19 protein-coding genes are annotated in these 20,926 nt (G+C 51.6%); 9 read left to right on the top strand and 10 right to left on the bottom strand.

Annotated elements, in window-relative coordinates; translation table 11 throughout:
* Positions 1-197: 197 nt before the first annotated feature.
* The gene (locus tag EL645_RS26195) at positions 198-716 is read left to right on the top strand and encodes a GNAT family N-acetyltransferase (protein WP_126553694.1); all 519 of its coding nucleotides are present in this window, start codon (positions 198-200) and stop codon (positions 714-716) included.
* A gap of 162 nt (positions 717-878) precedes the next feature.
* Here EL645_RS26195 and EL645_RS39600 read toward each other — a convergent pair whose 3' ends face one another.
* Entirely contained in the window at positions 879-1,055 is a 177-nt protein-coding gene (locus EL645_RS39600; RefSeq protein ID WP_161977700.1) for a hypothetical protein, read from the bottom strand.
* 16 nt (positions 1,056-1,071) lie between these two features.
* On the opposite strand from EL645_RS39600, the gene EL645_RS26190 reads away from it, so the two are divergent.
* The 4 genes from EL645_RS26190 (at position 1,072) to EL645_RS26175 (ending at position 8,348) form a co-directional block, all read left to right on the top strand.
* Positions 1,072-2,013 carry an ABC transporter substrate-binding protein gene (locus tag EL645_RS26190; protein ID WP_161977699.1) on the top strand — a complete coding sequence of 314 codons (942 nt, stop codon included), beginning with the start codon at positions 1,072-1,074 and terminating at the stop codon, positions 2,011-2,013.
* Between the two features lie 296 nt (positions 2,014-2,309).
* Positions 2,310-4,289, top strand: a complete 1,980-nt coding sequence (locus tag EL645_RS26185) for an elongation factor G (RefSeq protein WP_126553690.1) — start codon at positions 2,310-2,312, stop codon at positions 4,287-4,289.
* Between the two features lie 248 nt (positions 4,290-4,537).
* Positions 4,538-5,089: a dihydrofolate reductase family protein gene (locus EL645_RS26180; protein WP_126553688.1), complete on the top strand. Its 552-nt coding sequence runs from the start codon at positions 4,538-4,540 to the stop codon at positions 5,087-5,089.
* A 367-nt stretch (positions 5,090-5,456) separates the two neighbouring features.
* Positions 5,457-8,348, top strand: coding sequence for an adenylate/guanylate cyclase domain-containing protein (locus EL645_RS26175; protein ID WP_126553681.1), 2,892 nt, complete (start codon positions 5,457-5,459; stop codon positions 8,346-8,348).
* A gap of 90 nt (positions 8,349-8,438) precedes the next feature.
* Here EL645_RS26175 and EL645_RS26170 read toward each other — a convergent pair whose 3' ends face one another.
* On the bottom strand, positions 8,439-9,233 hold the full coding sequence (locus EL645_RS26170) for a class I SAM-dependent methyltransferase (protein WP_126553679.1): 795 nt from the start codon (positions 9,231-9,233) through the stop codon (positions 8,439-8,441).
* A gap of 44 nt (positions 9,234-9,277) precedes the next feature.
* Complete coding sequence (locus tag EL645_RS26165; protein ID WP_218032024.1) at positions 9,278-9,865, bottom strand: Clp protease N-terminal domain-containing protein; 588 nt, start codon at positions 9,863-9,865, stop codon at positions 9,278-9,280.
* A gap of 390 nt (positions 9,866-10,255) precedes the next feature.
* Here EL645_RS26165 and EL645_RS26160 point away from each other — a divergent pair, with 390 nt between their 5' ends.
* Positions 10,256-10,894 (top strand): PAS domain-containing protein, encoded by a 639-nt coding sequence (locus tag EL645_RS26160; RefSeq protein ID WP_126553677.1) that lies wholly within the window; start codon positions 10,256-10,258, stop codon positions 10,892-10,894.
* A complete protein-coding gene (locus EL645_RS26155) occupies positions 10,855-11,892 on the top strand; it encodes a sensor histidine kinase (RefSeq protein ID WP_126553675.1) in 1,038 nt (345 codons plus the stop codon). Before EL645_RS26160 ends, EL645_RS26155 begins: the two co-directional genes overlap by 40 nt.
* A 104-nt stretch (positions 11,893-11,996) precedes the next feature.
* On the opposite strand, the gene EL645_RS26150 is transcribed toward EL645_RS26155, so the two are convergent.
* From EL645_RS26150 to EL645_RS26135, 4 genes are all read right to left on the bottom strand, one after another.
* A complete protein-coding gene (locus EL645_RS26150) occupies positions 11,997-13,298 on the bottom strand; it encodes an erythromycin esterase family protein (protein WP_218032023.1) in 1,302 nt (433 codons plus the stop codon).
* Between the two features lie 603 nt (positions 13,299-13,901).
* Complete coding sequence (locus EL645_RS26145) at positions 13,902-14,270, bottom strand: SaoD/DsrE family protein (protein WP_126553673.1); 369 nt, start codon at positions 14,268-14,270, stop codon at positions 13,902-13,904.
* A gap of 142 nt (positions 14,271-14,412) precedes the next feature.
* On the bottom strand, positions 14,413-14,994 hold the full coding sequence (locus EL645_RS26140) for an SDR family oxidoreductase (protein ID WP_126553671.1): 582 nt from the start codon (positions 14,992-14,994) through the stop codon (positions 14,413-14,415).
* On the bottom strand, positions 14,973-16,331 hold the full coding sequence (locus EL645_RS26135) for an SDR family NAD(P)-dependent oxidoreductase (RefSeq protein ID WP_126553669.1): 1,359 nt from the start codon (positions 16,329-16,331) through the stop codon (positions 14,973-14,975). Before EL645_RS26135 ends, EL645_RS26140 begins: the two co-directional genes overlap by 22 nt.
* A gap of 605 nt (positions 16,332-16,936) precedes the next feature.
* Between EL645_RS26135 and EL645_RS26130 the strand changes: the two genes are divergently transcribed.
* A complete protein-coding gene (locus EL645_RS26130) occupies positions 16,937-17,305 on the top strand; it encodes an HU family DNA-binding protein (protein ID WP_126553667.1) in 369 nt (122 codons plus the stop codon).
* Positions 17,306-17,388: 83 nt separating this feature from the next.
* On the top strand, positions 17,389-18,288 hold the full coding sequence (locus tag EL645_RS26125) for an alpha/beta hydrolase (RefSeq protein ID WP_161977698.1): 900 nt from the start codon (positions 17,389-17,391) through the stop codon (positions 18,286-18,288).
* Here the strand turns inward: EL645_RS26125 and EL645_RS26120 are convergent.
* The 3 genes from EL645_RS26120 to EL645_RS26110 form a co-directional block, all read right to left on the bottom strand.
* Positions 18,209-19,054: a hypothetical protein gene (locus tag EL645_RS26120; protein ID WP_126553663.1), complete on the bottom strand. Its 846-nt coding sequence runs from the start codon at positions 19,052-19,054 to the stop codon at positions 18,209-18,211. The genes EL645_RS26125 and EL645_RS26120 overlap by 80 nt on opposite strands.
* Before the next feature lie 486 nt (positions 19,055-19,540).
* Positions 19,541-20,371 carry a tetratricopeptide repeat protein gene (locus EL645_RS26115; RefSeq protein ID WP_126553661.1) on the bottom strand — a complete coding sequence of 277 codons (831 nt, stop codon included), beginning with the start codon at positions 20,369-20,371 and terminating at the stop codon, positions 19,541-19,543.
* Positions 20,365-20,790, bottom strand: coding sequence for a hypothetical protein (locus EL645_RS26110; protein WP_126553659.1), 426 nt, complete (start codon positions 20,788-20,790; stop codon positions 20,365-20,367). The genes EL645_RS26115 and EL645_RS26110 overlap by 7 nt, the downstream gene beginning before the upstream one ends.
* Positions 20,791-20,926: the final 136 nt, after the last annotated feature.

The raw sequence follows: 20,926 nt of genomic DNA, 5'->3' as shown, positions 1-20,926 counted from the left end.
CGAATAATATAATTATTCATCAAACGCGTCAATCCGCTTGCCTGGCACATCCACAATGCATTCTCTATCACAGCTAAATTGCCAGGCCAACACTTCTCCTCCATCTAAATATCCTCTTGACCTATCGCACACATACTGTATATTTACGTATGTAAAACGTTTTCAACGCATATACTTAAGAAGAGGGTCACGGCTATATGACAAACTGGGAAACTGAACGCCTCTTGCTGCGTCCACTCACACTTGACGATCTTGGTGCCCTGTATCAACTCTATAGGGAACCGATGCTTATGCAGTATGTTACAGGTCAACCGCGCAGCTATGAGAAGACGCGTGAGCGCTTGCTGAGCCATCTCATGGACTTCGATCGCCACGGCTTTGGCTACTATGCCACCATCCTGAAAGCAACTGGCGAGATGATTGGGCGTTGCGGCATCCAGCCGATGCCTAAAGATACTGGCCTGGAGGGTGCCCTGGCCTGGATGTTCTCGTCCGCCTACTGGAATCAGGGTCTGGCAACCGAATTCGCGCGCGCCATGATTCCGTATGGCTTTACGCACTTTCCCCTGGACCGCATATATGCCCAGGCTGATATACGCAATCCCGCTTCTATTCGCGTGATGCAAAAAGTTGGCCTGCACATGATCAATTGCGATGAACAATACATCGAATATGAGATCAGTCGTTCCGATTTCGAAGCAAATAAACATCAATAAAAAGAGCGTATATCTAAATAAAATATATGGAATTCATCGCTATATAACCAAAAATAGAGCTATGCCCACAAATGTACTACTACTTGTTTGTTAACCATTCATTATTGTATAAATGTGTACGGATGATAAAAAAAGAATAGGCATATAAATACCTATATATAATTAAATACTCATCCATAAAAAATAAGCCGCTATTAAAGAAAGGGCAGGAAAAACCAGAATGAAGCGCATCAGCTTTATTTCTTGTGTCACAATTATCTTAACAAGTGCTCTCTTAGCAACTTCTCTATTCGTCTCTACGAGTAAAGCGACAACAGCACGCGCTGACGCCAGCTGCATCCAGTACGGAGCCTTTATGCATAATGTCTCCTTTATCGAGGCGCAGCAACAGGGCTTCTTCACCAAACAGGGACTCAATGTCTGCTACAATCAGGTAACCAGCTCAACTCAGCAGTTCAACAGCCTCCTCTCCGGTCAATATGACATCCTCGAAACAACCGCCGATAACGCGGTCAATCGCTATGTCAACGCACAGCTTCCTGTACAGATTGAGGCTGGTATGGACCAGGGTGCCGGGCTTGACTTGATCGCCAATACCGCCAACGGTATCCATAGCATTTCCGATCTCAAAGGTAAAACAGTGGCCGTCGATGCTCCTAATAGCGGCTACGTCTTCGCCATGGAAAAAATGCTGGCAGCCAATGGCCTCAGTCTGCAGAATGGGGACTATTCATTGCAGGTTATTGGTGGCTCCTTACAGCGCTTCCAGGCCATCTCTGCTGGCCATACCAGCACCGGTGATCCGGTCTACGCGACCATCCTGGGCACGCCGTTTTCCGAACAGGCCCACTATGTCTCCACGCTTAGCGATCTGGGACAGTTCTCATCCTATGTGGCTCCCTACCAGGGTGCCTCGCTGGTAACCACGCGCGCCTATGCCCAGGCCAATCCACAGACACTGACCAACTTTATCACAGCTTTGATTCAGGGCTATAATTTCGCCATCAATCCGCTCAATAAAAACACGGTCATTGCTGATATTGCCAGTACCGACAACGTCACAACCCAGGTTGCGACCGATGTCTACCATGACTCAATGTATGATCTGGTGAGAGGCGAGAACGTTGAAGAGTTGTTAAACACCCCCGGGCTGGTCAACACGATCAACCTGCGCCAGGAATTTGGTGGCTTCACAACGCCAGTCAATAGCCAGCAGCTGGTGCGACCAGGCAAAAACTCGCTCTACGATGACGAGTACTGGAAAGCAGCGCTCTGCCAGACCTTTACTAAAAACTAAGAACGTATATTATATAATCAAGAGCAGATGGCAAGCATTAATGTCTACCATCTGCTCTTGATTTCATTTAGAATAATATTCGTACTTCCCCATGAAAACACAATACCAATCTCTATTTATTCTTGCGGCTGTGCAAGCTTGACAAACTTATCCCTTATCGTGTACCGTACGACCATTAAATGTAGCTACACAGTAGCATTGCAACAAAAGATTGGAGAAGCATACCATGCGGCAATTCAATACTATGAACAAGGAGAATGACATGCTGAAAGATAACTCACAGAGGATTCTACTGAATGAAGAGAGTAAACATCGGGATCGTGGCGCACGTAGACGCTGGAAAGACAAGCCTGACGGAGCGCATACTGTTTGAAACCAATGTTATCGCTGAAATTGGTCGCGTTGACCAGGGAAACACCCAGACCGATTCGCTGGATCTGGAAAAAAGAAGAGGCATCACCATTAAGGCCTCGGTCGTTTCCTTTTTTGTACAAGATCTAAAAATTAATCTCATTGATACCCCGGGACATGCGGACTTTATTGCGGAAGTTGAACGTTCCTTCAGCGTTTTGGATGGAGCGATTCTGGTAATATCGGCCGTGGAAGGGATTCAAGCGCAGACAAAGTTCCTCATGAACATCCTCATGAAGCTTGGCATTCCAACGATCATCTTCATTAATAAGATCGATCGCAGGGGCGCGCAGTCTCATACGCTCGTCAAGCAGATCAAAGAAAAGCTCACCAAACACGTACTCCCCCTCTACAGACCCGAAAATATCGGCACGAAGCAGGCCTTTATTGTCGAGAACAGCTTCAACAACGACGACGATCCAGCCTTTCTGGAAGAGTGCATCGAGCTTGTCGCGCTCAGCGATGAACAATTACTTGCCTCTTATCTCAATGAGGAAGCAGTGACGCCAGAGCGGCTCACAAGCGCCTTGACCGGCCAGGTCAGAGATGCCAGACTCTATCCCATCTACTTTGGCTCAGCCATGACCGGGGTCGGTGTCGCAGAACTGCTTGCGGGCGTGGCCACCTTCTTTCCAACCAACACCTGCCTGGAGAATGCCCCTTTATGCGGGGTCGTCTTTAAGATCGAGAAAGCGGCGGCTGGCGAAAAGATCGCTTATGTCAGGGTCTTCTCAGGCAGCATAAATGTCAGGGAACATATTCCTATCATCAGGAACAAGAACGAGAGCGAGGTTGAAACACGCACAGATAAAGTGAAAAAGCTCCATGTCTTCTGGCAAGGGAAAACCATCCAGTCCTCAAAGGTGGAAGCGGGCGATTTCTGTAAAGTCTGGGGATTGAGGGACATCAGGATTGGCGATGTGGTGGGCGAGTGGTCGGATAAAATAAAAGACCTGCACTTTGTGGCTCCCCAGATGGAGGCGCGTATAGAAGCAAAGCGCCAGGAACAAAATATCCAGCTCTATCGCGCCCTCATCGAGATGTCAGAAGAAGATCCCTTGATCAGGGTGTTGAAAGATAACTTCCATCATGAAATCTATCTCCGCATCTTTGGAGAGGTGCAGAAAGAAGTTATCGAAACATTGCTGCAGGAAAATTATGGCCTGGATGTCCAGTTCTCAGAGACAAGGGTGGTCTGCGTCGAAAAGCCCGTCGGGACCGGGAAGGCGCTTGAGACTATAGGGAAAGACGGCAATCCATTCTATGCCACAGTCGGTTTCCGGGTTGAACCTGGCATGCTTGCGAGTGGCATTAGCTATAAATTGGAGGTAAAACTTGGTTCGTTACCCCTGCCATTTCACCGCGCCATTGAAGATACGGTCTTTGAGACTTTAAAACAAGGGCTATACGGCTGGGAGGTCACAGATATTGCCGTGGCCCTGACCCATACCGGCTACGCCAGCCCTGTCTCGACGGCAGGCGACTTCCGCAAACTGGTGCCGCTGGTTTTAATGAACGCGCTCTCGCAGGCTGGCACGGTGGTCTATGAGCCCCTGAACCAGTTCGAATTGAGCGCGCCTGTCCATTCAATCAGCCAGGCCCTATTCAGGTTATCAGCGCTAAAGGCGACCTTTGAAAAGCCGCTGCTGCGCGGCGACACCTTTCTTTTAACGGGAGCGCTCCCTGTGGCGAGCACAGAGGACTTTAAACGAGGCTTGCACTCTTTTACCGAGGGCGAAGGCATTTTTCTGACGAAGCCATCCGGCTTTCGCAAACTAGAGACCACCTTCCCCACACGAAAGCGTGCAGACTATAATCCATTGAACCGCAAAGACTACCTGCTGCACATCCTGCACACCTATTGATCATGAAGGCTGTGTCCTTCCATCAAAATGAAAATGGCGAGAAACAGGCCTCTGCAGAGATGCTCGTTTCTTGCCAAAACAGCAACAATAAATACTAATTGTACGTGTGGGGCTTGTCCCCCACTTTAATCGTTCTTGCTCGAAAAATTCAATCTTAAATTGAATCCGCAAGATAGGAGAAGTTTCTTTCGCTACAAGCGCGTAAACTTATAGGAAAGAAACGTTCACGCATTTTTCATGGAGGAGTTATGGCAAAAGTTATTGTAGGTGCAACTATGTCACTGGATGGATTTATGAATGATCGCGATGGTGATATAAGCCGCCTGTATCCGGATCTAGACGCGTTGCGCAACACAGAGATGCTGGCCGAAGAGAGACAAACCACCGGTGCGGTAGTAATGGGCCGCCATTCTTACGACATGGCGGATGGGGACCTCACAGATTACGAATATCAGGTGCCGATCTTTGTCCTGACCCACGCTATTCCAGACACGACCATCAAAGGAGAGAACGACCATTTGACGGTGACCTTCGTGACTGCCGGGATCGAAAGGGCCATCGAGCGAGCAAAAGCGGCCGCTGGCGACCAGAATGTCATGGTGGTGGGCGGCGCGCAGACCGCTCAGCAATGCCTGCGCGCCGGACTGGTTGACGAAATCCATATCGGTATCGTCCCTGTCCTCTTTGACGAAGGTCTGCGCTTTTTCGCACCTGCTGACAATGAGCGGCTTAAACTGGAAAAAACGCGGGTGTTTGAGTCCCCGACGAGAACCGATCTCTGGTTCCGCGTCGTAAAATAAGGGCTGCACCGCTTCAGCTCGGCAATTCCCGCTTTCTCATCCGTCCACCTCAATATCCACCAACAAACCAGTCAAGTGCCTCACAAAGTTAACAGGGCAGAGCTTTTTCATGTTCGTCCAGAGCTCGCAGGAAGTCACGAGCAAACAATAAAATAGACATTCCTTTATGTGTGTTTGTGTGTGATGGGCAGCCGCGGCCGCCCATCACACACAAACACACTCCCAACCCGGCGCCGCAGGCGCCAAAGAGGAACTCGAAAAAGCCCTGTTAACAGGGTTGCAGCAGAGACAGTACTGGATTGATGTGGTATTATTTTCGGGAAGAATAAAAAATGGTTTTACTTGAAGACGGAGCCGGATAGAGACGATGCGACAATTCCCGATTGGTACTTTGACGCTGCTGTTCACGGATATTGAGGGCTCGACCCGCCTGTTGCGCCAGCTTGGTAGCCAGTATGCTGATGTGTTGCGTGAGTGCCGTCGCCTGATGCGGGCTGCGTTTGCGCAGGGAAATGGTTTTGAGGTGGATACGCAGGGCGATGCTTTCTTTGTGGTCTTTGAGCATGCGACCGATGCCATTATGGCGGCGGTGATCGCGCAACATTCACTATTCGAAAACCAGTGGCCAGAGGAGGTCTCCGTTCGGGTGCGCATGGGCATTCATACAGGAGAGCCACAGGCGGTGGAGGAGGGCTATATCGGCCTGGATGTCCATCACGCGGCACGCATCATGAGCGCGGCCCAGGGTGGTCAGGTGCTGCTCTCACAAAAAACCCACGATCTGGTCGCGACCAACCTTCCGGAGGAGGTCGGTTTACGCGACATTGGCACATTTCGCCTCAAGGATATCCCTGGCCTGAGCCAGCTTTTCCAGCTCGTCATACCAGGCCTACCCTCTACCTTTCCGCCTCCTACTACATCCAGTTCTCGTCGCTCGCTCCGTAATATTCCACGTCCCTCCGCCTCCTTCGTCGGACGCCAGCAGGAAGTCGAGGTACTCTGCCAGCAGCTGCGCCGTCCCAATGTGCGCTTGCTGACCCTGATTGGAACGGCAGGCGTGGGTAAGACGCGCCTGGCGATCCAGGTTGCCAGTATGCTGGAGCATCAATTTACGGATGATGTCTGCTTTGTTGGATTGGAACAGGTCAGTACCAGCGATGAGGTCATTTCGAAGATCGCACAAGCAATCGGAGTGCAAGAAGAGAAGGAGAAGCCCCTGATCGAGCAGGTAAAAACAGCCCTCGCCGATCAGCCAATGCTCCTGGTGCTGGATAACTTTGAACATGTACTGGGTGCGCGCCTGGCAATTGCCGAGCTATTAGCTAGCTGCCCGGCTTTAAAGTTCCTGATTACCAGTCGCACCATGCTCCACCTGCAGGCTGAGCACCTCTTTGAGGTCTCACCACTTCCACTTCCAGCTTCCGACCAGGCAACGGATCTAGAGATCCTATCGCAATCAGCCGCGATCGCTCTTTTTGTGCAGCGCGCCCAGGCCATCCAGGCCAATTTTTATCTCACTGCCGACAATGCGCCCGCCATCCACCAGATCTGCGTTCTGCTCGATGGGATTCCGCTGGCGATTGAGTTGGCCGCGGCCCAGAGCCGCTATTTCACGCCCGCCAATTTGCTGGCACGCCTGCAAGAAGGGAATATGCATTTCCAGGGTAAGTTCCAGGATATCCCTGAGCGTCAACGTACCTTGCAGCAGGCTATCACCTGGAGCTACAACCTGCTAGAGCCAGCCGAACAGCTTGTGTTCCGTCGCCTGGCGGTCTGCACAGGAGGGATAAGCCTGGAGCTGGCGGAACACATTTGTTCCACTGGCGAACCTCTCAACAGCCAGATCGTGGAACTGCTTGAGAACCTGGTCGATAAAAGTATGCTGCAGCGACGTATCAGTCGCAATGGTGAAGCTCGCTTCTGGCTACTACGCACATTGCGTTCCTATGGGGCAGAGCGCTTAGCCGAAGCTGGCGAGGTAGCAACAACCTTGACCGCCCTGAGTACCTATAACGTGTCCAGGGTTGAACATATCGCTCCGCTGCTGGCAGGCGCCGAACAGATCTCCTGGCTGGATCAGTTGGACCATGACTATGAGAATATCCGCGTGAGCTACAACTGGCTGCTGGATGAAAGCAATCCCGATGCGACACGCAGCGAGCAGGCGCTGCGACTCTGTATAGGGATGACACACTACTGGGATATTCGTGGGTATGTTGAGGAGGGCTCAAACTGCATAGCCCGGGCACTGGCCAATGCACACATGGTATCACCTGCGATCAAGGCCCAGGCCCTGCATAGCGCTGGCTTTCTCGCCCTGATGCAGGGCGAAATCGCGCAATCCGAGGCATTTCTACGAGAGAGCCAGATCCTGTTCCGCGAGAACGGCGACAAAGCTGCAATGGCGAATATCCTACGCCTACAAGGGAATCTGGCCATGGTGAAAAATTCTTTTAAAGTGGCTCGCCGCCTGCTTGAAGAGTCTCTGGCCCTCGATCTCGCAGAGGGCAACATCAGGCGAACAGCCTCAACGCGTATTACCCTGGCCCAGATCGCCATTGTTCAGGGTAGCTACAGCAAGGCCTACGCGCTCCTGGAAGAGAATATAGCCGAGTATGAGGCTCTGGGAGAACAATATAGCACCGCCTATCCACTCTACTACATGGCACGCACGCTCTTTCTTTCCAACCAGGACCTGGCGAAGGCGCAAGAGTTGGCTGAAAGCAGCTTGCATTTATTTAGAGCCATCGGTAACCACAGATTCGTCGCCTATACGCTCAACCTGCTGGCGCAAATCCTGGCTGAACGGCAAGCTGATAAAGCGGATGCCTTGCTGGCTGAAAGCAACCAGCTTTTCAAAGAGATCAAAGACCCCTATGGCCATGCAGAGGTTCTGATCGCGATGGGCCGCCTGGCCGCTTCCCACCACGCATGGCAGCAGGCACGCTCCTACTATGAAGAGAGCCTGACCATCCTGCAGACACTGGAGGATAAAGAGCAACTGGCAACCTGCCTGGAAGGATATGGTGCTGTGCTGGTGAGACAGGGAGCAGTCAGCCAGGCGGTTCAAGCCTGGGGGCAGGCCGCGACCATCCGTTCCACCATAGTCGCGCCCATACCACCCATCTATCGCACCAGCTATATTCAAACCCTGGCCCAGGCCCGCGCACAACTTAGCCCCCAGGCGTTCCAGGCAGCCTGGCAAGCAGGCAGCCAGGCATCCCTACAACCCACCCTCGCCAGCATCACCACCCACTAAAGCCGCTTGTATTACTTTCTTTCCTGCGACTGCCCTTCTCCTGTCATCAGAGACCGCGCAAACGATCGTTGCTTTTTCACCTCCCCGCACTCACTTGATCCCGATCCAGACCCGGTAACTTATATACCAGGGGATGGATGCGGACCCAAGAGATTGGAACGCAGCGTTGCTGAGGCGATCCAGACCGATCTCCTGGTCGGTGAACTGGAACTGCTGGCTGAACGCATTGCTCCGTATCGCCTCAAGAAACCGTGCCGCATCTCCTTGCTCGATATGATGAAGCAGCACCTCACGAGTGAAGCGGAAATGAGCACTCTCGCGCATGTGGTCGAGATGCCTGTCCTTTGACCATATCTTCAGGTTCTGAGGCAGTCCGCGCTTCCGAACAAGCTCTACCAGGCGCTTGCTACACTCCTGAGCGAGCAGATCAAGCTCCCAGGTGATTGCTGGTGGCCAATCATAGTCATAGGCCGCAAAGAGCCCTCCGGATCGTAGAATGCGAGCGATCTCGGCCAGGGTCGCCGTCGGTTCCATCCAGTGGAACGCCTGGGCGCACGTGACGATATCAGCACATCCATCAGGCAGGCCCGTCTGCTGGGCAAGTCCCTCTCGATACTCAATGTGTGCCGCGTAGGGATAGCCCTCGATTTTGCGGTCGGCCTCTTCGCGCATGTCGGCATTGGGTTCGATCCCAATCACGCGCTCGGCCCGCTCACCCCAGATCGCGCTTGACAGCCCGGTCCCGCTGCCCAGATCCACCACCAGGGCGGGATGCGGCAGCTGAATCAACTGTGACAGCAGATCGAGCAAAGCCGGTGGCGGCGTCGGGCGCGCCCGATCGTAACTGCTGGCCTTGCCAGTCCAAATTTCACTGCTTTCTGTCACGCCGTTTCTCCTTCCTTGATCGCCTTTTTTAAGCAGGTGAAGGGCTAGCCGAGCAGCTCGAAAACCTGGGCGCGTACCTTTCCCAACACCCCAAGGGTATCGAGAATATCCGCGCCGACACCACCACCATCGCGTACAATTCCCAGTAGGATATGCTCGGTGCGAACGTAGGCACTTCCCTGCCGCTCTGCTTCGTCCAGCGCCAGTGAGAGCACCTTGCGAGCGCGGGGCACGTAGTCTATCTCCTCCTGCACAGGTTGGTCTCCACGCCCTATCTTCTCCTCAACCGCCGCCCGAACAAAATCGAGTTTAACGCCCAACTTATCCAGCGCCAGGGCTGCGAGACCATCTTGCTCGCGCAGGCCCAATAACAGATGCTCGGTTCCAATATAATTGTGATCAAAGGATGAAGCCTCCTCACGTGCCAGCACGAGTACATGCTGGGCATGTCCATTGAAGCGACTGAGATGTTTACTGGGTATCCATGTCGGCTGATAGCTCATCAATGCTTGAAACAACAGCTGGTTGAGCACGCTGGTAATCGTGCGATCCTCGGTCTCGGCGATCTGCGCCAGCTGCTCATAGAAGTGGACCGGAACTTCGATACGCTGACGATCTTTGCTGGATGGCATAAAACTATACCTCTCTCTGTTCCTTTTTCCTGATGAATATAGTGGTATATACGGTGGTATTTCTAATGTAGGAAGTATACCACCGTATATACCACATTGTCAACGCAATATCTCAACCATTAAACAGTCGCATTAGCCAGTAACGAGACCATTGTGAGACGTTTGGCTGCTTGCCGTCGTGCTGATACTGACGATTGCCCACAGTTATAAGTGCTTGTGTGTCTTCATTAAAGAGCGTAATTGGTCTGCTGACAACTCACCTCGAGGTGAGTGGAAAATACTATGAGCTTGTTATATTATAGATATGTTTGATATGTTTCTATGTTTGTTGGGTAAGCACAAGCTATTATCGAGCAAAGGCAAACGGTGTTCAGCGAAAATGGAGGGCACATGCACTTCAATTCACAGGATAGTCAACAGGCAGCTCTGACACAGGCTTATATGCCTGAATCAAGCCTGCACCATTTGCAAGGACGCCTACTCGAACTGGCCCATGATGCCATTATTGTGCGTGATTCTCAGAGTCGTATTGTGTTCTGGAACCGAGGAGCTGAGCATCTGTATGGGTGGACAGCACAAGAGGTCATTGGTCAATGCAGCCATCGCCTGCTCCAGACACAATTTCCGGCATCAAGAGAAGCAGTCGACCAACAATTAATCGATGAGGGATACTGGGAAGGCGATCTTGTCCATATGGGTCGCGATGATAAACAGGTTGTTGTAGAGAGTCGACAGGTGCTGGATCGCGATGAGAAGGGGATCCCCGTTGCTATTTTGGAGATTAACCGCGATGTGACCGAGCGGCGCCGCCTGGCCCAATTTGAGCAAAAGATACGTGCGGAGCGCGAGGCGCGCCTGGATATTTTGCAATTAATTCTGGATGAAGTCCCTGTGAGCATCTATCTTGTTCGCGGACCAGAGCTCGTTTTATCCTGGCTAACCGGGTCGCCTCGCAGGTCTGGGGAGCGTCATGGCATCCTGGACAACCCTTGCAGGATTTTCTGGACACCAATCATATTGAGCTGCTAAGCGCTGATGGTAAACTCCTGACGTTGCACGATCTAGCAACCTGGCGAGCAGTCATGACTGGCGAGAGCATCAACCAGATGCAAGAGGTGGTCCGCCGCTCGGACGGCACGACCATCCCGATTCTGGTAAGCGCGATTCCCCTTACCGATCTCTGTACACTCCATCCCTCTATCAGTGGCCCTCTTATTGATATTCCAAATTCGGATGACAATATGTGGGACCAGGTGGCGTTGGTCGTTCACCAGGATGTGTCAACCCTTAAAGAGGCCGAAGCCCTCAAAGATGAGTTTATCAACCTGGCAACCCACGAGCTGCGCACCCCGGTAACGATACTGGCGATGGGCACCGATATGCTGGTCAGCCGTTCCGAACGCGGCAAGGGACAAAAGCTGGATGAGCGCCAGGAAAAAATTCTGCGTGATATGCGCCAGGCCACGCATCAATTAAGTAAAATCACAGAAGATCTGGTGGATGTCACACGCCTGCAGTCAGGTCACCTTAAGATCGAGCCGACGACAACCGACCTGATCGCGCTGACAAGGAATATCATTGATCAGCTACAACTTACAACACAGCTCCATCAAATCAAGCTGCATACACCCTTGAATGAGCTATCTGTATTTGTCGATGCCGCCCGCATCGAACAGGTTATCACCAACCTGCTCTCCAACGCGATCAAATATAGCCCTCAGGGTGGCCCTATCGATGTAACAATTACGGAAAATCTCGCCACGCACGAAGCATTGTTCAAGGTACAGGATCAAGGCCTGGGCATTCCTGCCGAGCAGCAGTCACGTATTTTCGGTCGTTTTATGCGCGCCGATAATGTCAAGGCTATGCACATCGGTGGAACCGGTCTGGGACTCTACTTATGTCGAGAACTGATCAAGTGCCACAGTGGAAGTATCTGGTTTGAATCCAAAGAAGGCGTTGGGTCCACATTTTTCTTTACGCTACCACTATGCACCCCCCAACCCGAACACCCAACCCACGCTTAGATAAAGCTGATAATGCGATGTAGTAAATACGCGAGGCATATTTACTACATCGTGAAGCATCTCCGAGGGAGGTCGTTATTGCTCGGAACGTGCGCTCCAGCCTTCTAGAAATGGCCCCACCCGTTGTATGCCGTTGTATCCAGGACAGCTAACCAATCGAAATCGGTGAAGCTTTGGGCGTTGAGCAATTCCACATAGGAACCGTTCTTCTTACTGCCAGAGCGAATCGGAAGTGCCGCAATTTCCTTTGCAGGAAGTCCTTGCCCTTGATGTGTGGGAATGAACCGCGCTGGCCCGGGAGCGGATGTTAACCGCGCCTCAAGCGTCCCGGCTTCTGGCTGGCCGATCCCGTTGGCTGGCGATTCGCCTACGGCTGAGCCGATGACGGCATAGCGGCGGCCGAACATTTCATGAAGATGAGAGCCAACGGGCCACCAGATCACCGTCTCTTTCCCCCATTGCCATTGCACCTTTCCACGCTTGAGATGACTATTGTGGGCAAAGACCAGGATGTTGCCTCGCCCCTGTTCACGGGAGACGATGTACGCCAGATTCTCTGCCATCATTGCGGCACGGATACCGAGCAGGCGGGCCTCGCGTTTAGCGGACGTTTGCGCTAACTCTGCATGAAAGTTCAGGAGCTGCCGAGCCGCCACAGCATAGTGGATGGATTCCCGATAGCGGCTCTCGTCGCTCTTCGCGACCAGTTCGGGACGGCGCACGAGCAGCTCTGAAATCAGATCCTCGGTCTCGATCCGCAGCGCGGTTGCCTCCGGTGATCGACCTATCGCTTGCGTCGGGTCGAGCGCGGCAGCCGGATTCTCCCAGGCAGAGTCCTGGCCGAGCAACGGGTCGATGCGATTTTGATACTCCTGGCCGAGGGCCTCATCAACTGAGCTGAGGTAATCGAGCACAAAGTGCAGTGTCTGGCGGGGACTATCTGTGATCATATCGGTCGGGCCATCGAACCCATAGAACTGGAGTTTTCTCTGGTGCGCTGGATCAGCATTGTAGTGTCTCATCCACTCGACCAGTTCTCGGTTCGCTTCGAACGTTCCAAAACCGTGGCTCCATCCAGTATCCTGCACTGCCTCATAGGTTGCCGGACCGCGGCCAAGTACGTATTCGTTGATGATGGGTCCCCGAGGAAAACTGCTCTCAACGGCAATGGCGCTGTATCCATGGGCTTCTACAAGGCGTTGGAAGAGTCGGTTGCGCAGAACAAGCAGCTCTTCTCCTCCATGGAGTGCTTCTCCAAAGCCAAGCAATTCTACCCTATCGCCAGATGAGTTGATCACCGTATCAACGGCGGCATTGAAGTCCGGGCGAGAATCGATCGAGAATGGGATCACCTCGTGTGCAATCCAGTCGTCAAGTGTCGTATATGCTCTTTCTGCGTGCATCATTGGTCTCCCTCCGTTGTTTTCACTGTACCATTATCTTCTCTTTCTGCTGCTTCTATCTGCCATGCTCTCGTATACCATCTGAAAGCATAGGAGCCTGGACAAGTGAGAACACTCACCTGACTTCGGCAGATCTCGCAGGAGGCTGCATGCATGCATCTCCAATCCAAGCTGGCCGGGCTTTTTCTGGATCATGTCTCAACTGTACAACACAGATGCAAGAATAGAGGGTAAAAAAAGACGCATGAACATACATGGATCATACGCAGGCTCAAGATACCTGGGTTTCTATGTTAAAACGGAGTGGTGTATCGCAAAAAGTCTCAATAACGAACTTGAGAGTTTTACATCAAGCCTGGCAACACGTTACGCGCTATCGGGTTTTCCTAGAGATACTGGAATGAGCGTTCAGCAGATGCGCGACAATGAAAGCTTTCGCTTGGTGTCAGAGGAGAACAATGTAGAAAAGTCTTTCCCGGATCTCAAGGCATCATCCAGCCATCCAGGATTTTTCAGGGGATAAAACATCCGTTAATTGCAGAAAATACTTTTTTGCAATTTCTGCAATTAACCACAAAAAAATCGAACGTGTATGCGTACTCTCTCTTAGAGAGTAATTACCTGGTCGGGTGGATTCCCCTCCAGGGCAGCATAGAGATCAGGAAAACACCCCACGCGGACACCCTCAACGGTATCAACAGGATCATAAGTCCCTTCACCATTTTGGACGGCCAGGCCACGCTCACTGGCGCACTGATCGCACAGCATCAGCAGAATACCCTGCTCGCGAGCCACTGCACTCAGACGCTCACCCAGAGGATCACCTTTGCGTAAAGCAAAAGTATTGTCGTCGAAGAAGAACATGCCCACCACCTCAGCACCATGGCGCTGCTCCTCAAGCTGGGGCAAAATCATCTTTCCCAGCTTATAGCTGACGTTGTGGCCCGATGAACTGAAAATATATGCGACTTTCATGAACGTTCCTTTCCTGTTAAACAATCTCGTTGATCATCAGTAGATGACAGACAATCCGGGTTGTCCGCAGCGCAGGTCTGGTCTGGTCTGACACCGATACATCATTATGATATATCCTGCCAGGGCGTTGCTGGTAAGATGGCTACCAGGGGGCAACCAGATAATCTTTCCAGAATCTTCCGTACTCCGCCTGGCCACCCTGCGCGGCGACAAAGATCAGGTCACAGATCCGGGCGGCGGCATCGACCTCATCCAATGGAAGTTTATGGTCCGCAATGCGTTGCCCATAAGGGACCTGCTGCGAGATCCAACCGGGATCGACACTGTTAATTGCGATACCTTCAGCGGCTAAATCTGTCGCCATGGTTAAGGTTAACATATTTAACGCCGCTTTCGCCATATTTGTATGTGGATGAGCCCCGGTTTTGTGGCCCGCGAATTGTCCTTCAATCGCGGATACGTTGATAATATGAGTATACCGAGGTTGTACACTTCGAGCTGTACGCATCAAGGGCGCCAGTTGTTGTATCAACACGGTAGGGGCAATCGAATTGACCAGCTGTACCTCGACAATTTCTGGAATGGAAAGCTCTTGCAAGCGCATGGTCCAGCTATTCACTGGTCGCAGATCCAGCTGCTGCCCATCTCGATCATAAGTTGCAGGGGGGAAATGCTCGGGGTCGCTATGCTCATCACCCGCGATCAAGGGGATCTGAGATAGCATGGCAGGACGCTCGGCGCTAGTGCAGGGATCAAGCTATGCTGGCTGCCGCCTGACACGAATTCAAGCGCTTCAACCTCGCTAGCTTGACTGGTAATCGGTAGCGCGTTGGACAGCTCACTTTTTAAGAGCGGTTGCAAGGCCGCTGGTAGCTCTGTGGAAGATTGCAGCTCAAAATCCATCAGGTGGGCATAAAAAGCGGGAGGACGGCGCACGGTCTGGGCAGCGTTGTTGATCAGGATGTCGAGCCGTCCATACTGCTGCTGGATATATGCGGTGCAGCGTTGAATAGCAGCTAACTGGCGCAGATCCAGACCATAGATCTCCAGGCGTTCGCTCCAGCTAGCAAAATCAGCTTCCTGCGCATAGCGCCTGGCCGCGTCATGCGGGAAACGGGTGGTGATAATCACGCTGGCCCCGGCGCGCAAAAGCTTCAAGGCTACTGCCTGCCCGATATGCAAGCGTCCACCGGTCACCAGGGCGACAGAGCCATGCAGGTCCGCTGTTTGCAGACGCTTCACATAATTCAAATCACCGCAATTGGGACACATGTGTGCATAATAAAAGTGCCGACGAAAAGAACGCTCCTTGCACACATAACAACTTTCAGCATTCTGGTGATCTGGCTCCCAACACACACCGAGCTCAAAGCCCTTCAAACCACGCCCATCGAGGACTGGATTGCGATAATATACCTCTCGCTCTAACACATAGATATAATCGGGGCGCTCCCCCACAGTATAGCCCGTGACCAGGGCCGAGAAGCGCTGGCAGAACGTTTCATGCGCATCCAATGGCTCACCCCTACCTGGCTCATGTCCCCGCGCAAAAACAATCCCCAGCGGAAAGGCCTGTCGGGGCAGACGCTCATTACGCGTACTTACAACTGGCTCACTTTTATTGGCTATGGGAATTTGACGATAGGGCTGTAATCTTTTGACGCTCCGCATAGTCTCCAGTGCGGGATCAGGCCCGGCAAGTTGGAGCGCTGAAGTGAACTGCAGGGCCACCAGGACACTCTTGAGACTACAAGCGGTCGACGTTTCGGTAAGCGCTTCGTTGGTGGCTCTGGTTTTATCGTAAATGATGATATCTACTGGAAAGGAACTTTGTCCCGCAGCATTGATGATGGGTCCGTTGCCGATACCATAACTGGCGGGAAGAAAAGCGCTCAGTTGGTCTCTAATACTTTGCTTGCTGGCTTCCCAGGCCAATGCATCTGGATCACGTGGGGCTGCACTAATGGCGGTACGTACCAGTTTCACAATTTTAGGTAAATGTTTATGGATGTCGGTCATAACTGCGCCACTATATTTTGCCAGGAGAGTGAGGAGTGGCATTTTGCTCCCTTCCTTTGAATCATTGAATCATATCAAATATCCTCCCATTTTTCAACACAAAGCCGCTTATGCTGGCGTTCTAATTCTGCTTTTTGGCGCCTGCAGCGCCGGGTTGGGAGTGTGGAGTATGTGTGATGGGCGATTGCGGCCGCCCATCACACATACTCCACATTTGAAAGAAAGGCTGGCGGCATTGATTTCAGGACGGGATGCGTCGATAAGTACAGTTATAGGGAAAAAATCAATGCGAAAACCAGCCTTGTCAGCAGGTTCAGACCCTCGTTGCGCTCAAGCATGATTGCTCACAGCGGGGATTTGGTAGCAAAAAATGCCCTTTACGGTAAAGACCTCTAGCATTTGGTGGCACTCTGTATAGTGAAAGTGGTAGACAACACTATGCTATTCAATCAGATGAGCTATAGGGCAATAAGTCGCCAGTGCGACGTTTCTGATTGCTGGTTACGGGACTGCCAATGCGCAGGGTTACTGGTCTGTTTTATACAGCTAACCTGCCAAATAACAAGTACAATGCTGCAAGCGCATTGAAGTTATGAGCAGAGGCACTATTTCTCTCTGCAAACCATTTGTGAGGAGTAAGAATTCTTATGAAAACAAGTTCCCCAGATAGAGAACATGTTGTAGTTGGCAAAGACGAGCTGATTCATCAGATCGCAGCCAAAGCCGGTATGAATCTGAAAGAAACCAATAAGGTTATTGATGCCTTTACTGAGGTCGTTCGCGAAGGCGTAGCTAAAGGCTATGAAGTCCGCTTGATGGGCTTCGGCACCTGGAATCTTCGTGATGTCGCTCCTCGCCGCGTAAAGTCTATTCGCGGTGGCGATCAGATTACTATCCCGGCACGCAAACGTGTTGGCTTCTCGGTTGGTGCGGTTCTTTCACAGGCCGCGTTAGATGCTTCAACTGGACGCAGCAAAAAACCTGATACACACCAGCGCAGTGCTACCGGTCGCTAGTTTCGTTTGATGCGTTCCCTCCTACCATGCTATCCTAACAGAAGATGATTCCTGTAAGGCAGCATGATAGGAGGTCCTTTGCAATGCAGAACCAGAATGCCTCTTTTTTGATTGGTCCAGAAGACGCGTCTAGAGCTTGTTTACTTATCCATGGTTTTAGCGGTTCGCCAAAAGAGATGTTGGGATTGGGTGAGGCGTTGGCAGCCCACGGCATTCGGGTCTATGGGGTGGAGTTGGCGGGACATAGTGGTGACCCGGATGATTTGTTACGCTATGGGCGTAAGCACTGGATTGCTTCGGCCGAAGAAGGGCTGGCGCAACTAGATCGCTATCCACAGGTATTTGTGGTTGGCCTCTCAATGGGAGGCGTTCTGGCTTTGTTGCTGGGTATTAAGCATCCCAGGCGCATCGCCGGTGTGGTGACGCTCTCTACTCCAACCAGTTTCTACGATCGCTGGCAGACACGCGCAGTCCCGCTTTTACGTTATGTCATGAAATGGTATTATCCTCTGGCTCGCCTCAATTTTAATGATCCCAAAGTACAGGCTGATATGCTACAACAGGCCCGCTTGCGCGACCCTAACGCGCAGATCGATTTTTCTGATCACAACACGGTCCAGGCCATCAAGCAAATGGTGCGCCTCCCTATTCCCGCGCTGGCTGAACTCTTTACACTGACCGCGTATTGCCGTCGTCGGCTGGGGAAACTCATCACCCCTCTACTTATCATCCAGAGCCATAATGATCATACCGTCAATCCTCGTAGCGCCGATGAGCTCTTTCGCCTGGCGCGCGCGGCCTCTCCCAAATCCTTGCACTGGCTACATAAGTCCGATCACTTAATCGTTGTCGGCCCTGAGCGGGAGGAGGTCTTTGCGCGGGTCAACCATTTTGTGCAGACTATCAACCCAGACGATGAAGCGCCTGCTCGATCCCATCCTGTTCCGCCGGCAGAGCCGGGCGAAAACTCTTCCCATCATTAATATAGACAAGATGCTGGTGCTGGTACAGAACGATCATGTCTGGCTTCCGATCATTATTGACATCGACAAACCTGAGTTCGACCGGCACCAGTTCATCATTGGCATTGTATAGCTCGGGCCCCATGAAAATTTTGGCCTGCGAGGCATCGCCACCGGGAAACTCAATAATCTCGATGCGCCGATGCAGGTTGATGGCAATAAAATGGCTGGGCTGCCCGCTCTGTTCGTTGTGGCCGACCATGGCATCGGTCTGAAAGGTACGTGGTCGCCCATAGTGCAGATCATCGAGCCAGGTCGAAACCCAGCCCGCCGCCGTACTCAGCAACATCCACAGTACTAGCGTCGACACCATCCCTATCAACAAATAAAACCAGAAGGGGCGTCGTGCTGCCGGCACCAGTAAAAACGCTCGCTGTTTCTGTCGCAGCGGACGACGTAAGGCTCCCTGTACCCGTGTCACGCGCGTCGGCGATAGGTCCACATAAGGAATTCGACGCGTGGCAGTATTCTTCACATTTCGTCCTTGACCGGCAGTCGTCTCATTCATACGCCGATCCTCCCGCGGCGACCCATTGGGCGTCGCATCCACTTCCTGCTGCATAGCAACAACCTCTCCACTCGGACGTGAGGCACGTGGAACCGGGGTCGGAATACCAGCCTGGGAATCGGACGACCTTGTTGACGGTTGACCGGCCACATCCTCAATCGGACGATGGCGTAAGATACTTTTTGGAGCAATCTTATCAGTAGATTCCAAAGTCGGCATCGCGCTTACTCCTCTCGATCTCAAACGTACGCTCTTCTAGTTTTCTGCACAAAAACAACACTTCAACCAGCACATAATCTTGCTGACACAATAGAACAAACGATCAATCCAGAACCTTTGTTCTATTTTAGCCGAACAAAATACCCCTGTCAATCCATTTAGACCAAAAGGAGAAAAAAAGCCCAAACACAGCACAACACACACGCGGTTACACAATTAATGGGGTAAAAATCGCACCACACCCACGAAACAACATCAAAAGATACACATATTTTACCTGCAATTCTGGCAAATTACAAGAAATCCCACCCAAAAATACCATCCGTTCCCGCGCACAGGCGAGAAAATAAAATGAAATCTCTCTATTTATTATACAAATATTCTAAATATATTGTTACACTCTTTATATTAAAAAATAGCAGCAAGAATAATTTAAGGTGGTATTTTTTTGTGGAGGATCAAAGGGATCGAGGGACGGCTCGCCTGTTAAGAGGCCTGGCTTTTGAACTGCTGGTAATTGGCGCGCAGAGAAACGGTGGCAGGATGTTCAGGTCCCAGTTCTTGTTCACTGATCATCAATGCACGCTGATAGAGTGAGTTCGCTTTGACATATTTGCGTTGATGGATAGATACACAGGCCAACCGTTGGAGAATGCTAATGATAGCGAGGTTGTCCGTTATTGCTAGCCGTTCCCAGGTTGCCAGAATACGCTGACAAAGGGACTCAGCTTCAGCATATTTCTCTTGCTCAACCATGAGGGCGGCCAGGTTATTCAAGCTACGAATCGTGTCCAGGTGGGCCTCACCCAGGACTTCCTCTTGAATGCGGATAGCGCGCTGATAAAGCCTTTCGGCGCGTGCATAGCTTTGCTGGCGTTTGTAGAGGGTGGCCAGGTTGTTCAAGTTGTTGGCAACTTCCGCATCCAGTTTGCCGCCAGCCCTGGCCAGGATAGCCAGAGCCTTCAGGTAGAGTATCTCCGCCTCGGTATACTGCTCCATTTTGGTGTAGATATATGCCAGCTTGTGCATACATAAAGCGGTCGCCGGATGGGTCTCTCCCAGTACCTTTTGCTGTTCCGCTAACAATTGTCTCAGTAGCTGCCTGGCCTCCACATACATGCCCTGCCCTACATAGAAGTTGGCCATCAACTCTATACAGGCCTGGACATCAGTACGCTCTTCTAGCAGTTCCTGCAGACAGCTCTCCTGCAGGCGTTCGTGTAATATCCGCACACCAGTCTGAAAATCGGGTACAGTCGAAGCGGTCGGGGTGTGGGTATGATACTGTTGGATGGCACACTGTATAGCCTCTACCACCCTGACAAAAGCATGCTGCTCATCGGACCAGTGGATAGCATAGGGGCGTGCAGGCCAAGGGTGCGCAACATGGAAAAGGAGTTCTGCTTCCAATCGAAATTGTGTAACAATACGGGTACAAGTACGATCTCCCCATCTTCGTGCCGCTCTAATATGTTCTCCAGCTCCAGCCCATCACTAAACTCGCTGGCAAAAAAATGCGCACTCAGCAGCGGACAAATCAGCACAACCTCTTCTGAATATGCAAAGGTGGCTGGCGAAGCGACACATTCAGCAGAGATCGCGCGACACTCCCATCCCGCGATCAAGCCTGTTCGCTTCAATTCTTGCAGCTGCACTATAAATATGTCCAGCAAAGATGTATCTTCAGTCGCATAAAGTACACAAATTTTGATATTTCGATCCCGCTCCCACATCATATCCCATCTCTCTTCCCGACACAAAAAGCATCCACATCTAATAAACATCCCTGCAGCATATTATACATTTTTTATATCTTAATGTCCAGTACAAAATTCGTGAAGACATGCAGCTAAATCTAACAATAGATTCGCC

Origin of the sequence: Dictyobacter kobayashii, from assembly GCF_003967555.1 — a bacterium.
GTDB lineage: Bacteria > Chloroflexota > Ktedonobacteria > Ktedonobacterales > Ktedonobacteraceae > Dictyobacter > Dictyobacter kobayashii.
Note: the sequence above shows the minus strand (reverse complement) of the source record. Positions and strands in the feature narration are given on the sequence as shown.

Excerpts from the sequence above, each read along its gene's own strand:
- EL645_RS26175 (WP_126553681.1), top strand. The coding sequence starts at position 5,457 with ATGCGACAATTCCCGATTGGTACTTTGACGCTGCTGTTCACGGATATT.
- EL645_RS26185 (WP_126553690.1), top strand. The coding sequence starts at position 2,310 with ATGAAGAGAGTAAACATCGGGATCGTGGCGCACGTAGACGCTGGAAAG.
- EL645_RS26110 (WP_126553659.1), bottom strand. The coding sequence starts at position 20,790 with ATGATGTGGGAGCGGGATCGAAATATCAAAATTTGTGTACTTTATGCG.
- EL645_RS26190 (WP_161977699.1), top strand. The coding sequence starts at position 1,072 with ATGCATAATGTCTCCTTTATCGAGGCGCAGCAACAGGGCTTCTTCACC.
- EL645_RS26135 (WP_126553669.1), bottom strand. The coding sequence starts at position 16,331 with ATGCCACTCCTCACTCTCCTGGCAAAATATAGTGGCGCAGTTATGACC.
- EL645_RS26150 (WP_218032023.1), bottom strand. The coding sequence starts at position 13,298 with ATGATGCACGCAGAAAGAGCATATACGACACTTGACGACTGGATTGCA.
- EL645_RS26130 (WP_126553667.1), top strand. The coding sequence starts at position 16,937 with ATGAAAACAAGTTCCCCAGATAGAGAACATGTTGTAGTTGGCAAAGAC.
- EL645_RS26140 (WP_126553671.1), bottom strand. The coding sequence starts at position 14,994 with ATGCTATCTCAGATCCCCTTGATCGCGGGTGATGAGCATAGCGACCCC.
- EL645_RS26120 (WP_126553663.1), bottom strand. The coding sequence starts at position 19,054 with ATGCCGACTTTGGAATCTACTGATAAGATTGCTCCAAAAAGTATCTTA.
- EL645_RS39600 (WP_161977700.1), bottom strand. The coding sequence starts at position 1,055 with ATGCAGCTGGCGTCAGCGCGTGCTGTTGTCGCTTTACTCGTAGAGACG.
- EL645_RS26125 (WP_161977698.1), top strand. The coding sequence starts at position 17,389 with ATGCAGAACCAGAATGCCTCTTTTTTGATTGGTCCAGAAGACGCGTCT.
- EL645_RS26195 (WP_126553694.1), top strand. The coding sequence starts at position 198 with ATGACAAACTGGGAAACTGAACGCCTCTTGCTGCGTCCACTCACACTT.
- EL645_RS26160 (WP_126553677.1), top strand. The coding sequence starts at position 10,256 with ATGCACTTCAATTCACAGGATAGTCAACAGGCAGCTCTGACACAGGCT.
- EL645_RS26180 (WP_126553688.1), top strand. The coding sequence starts at position 4,538 with ATGGCAAAAGTTATTGTAGGTGCAACTATGTCACTGGATGGATTTATG.
- EL645_RS26145 (WP_126553673.1), bottom strand. The coding sequence starts at position 14,270 with ATGAAAGTCGCATATATTTTCAGTTCATCGGGCCACAACGTCAGCTAT.
- EL645_RS26165 (WP_218032024.1), bottom strand. The coding sequence starts at position 9,865 with ATGCCATCCAGCAAAGATCGTCAGCGTATCGAAGTTCCGGTCCACTTC.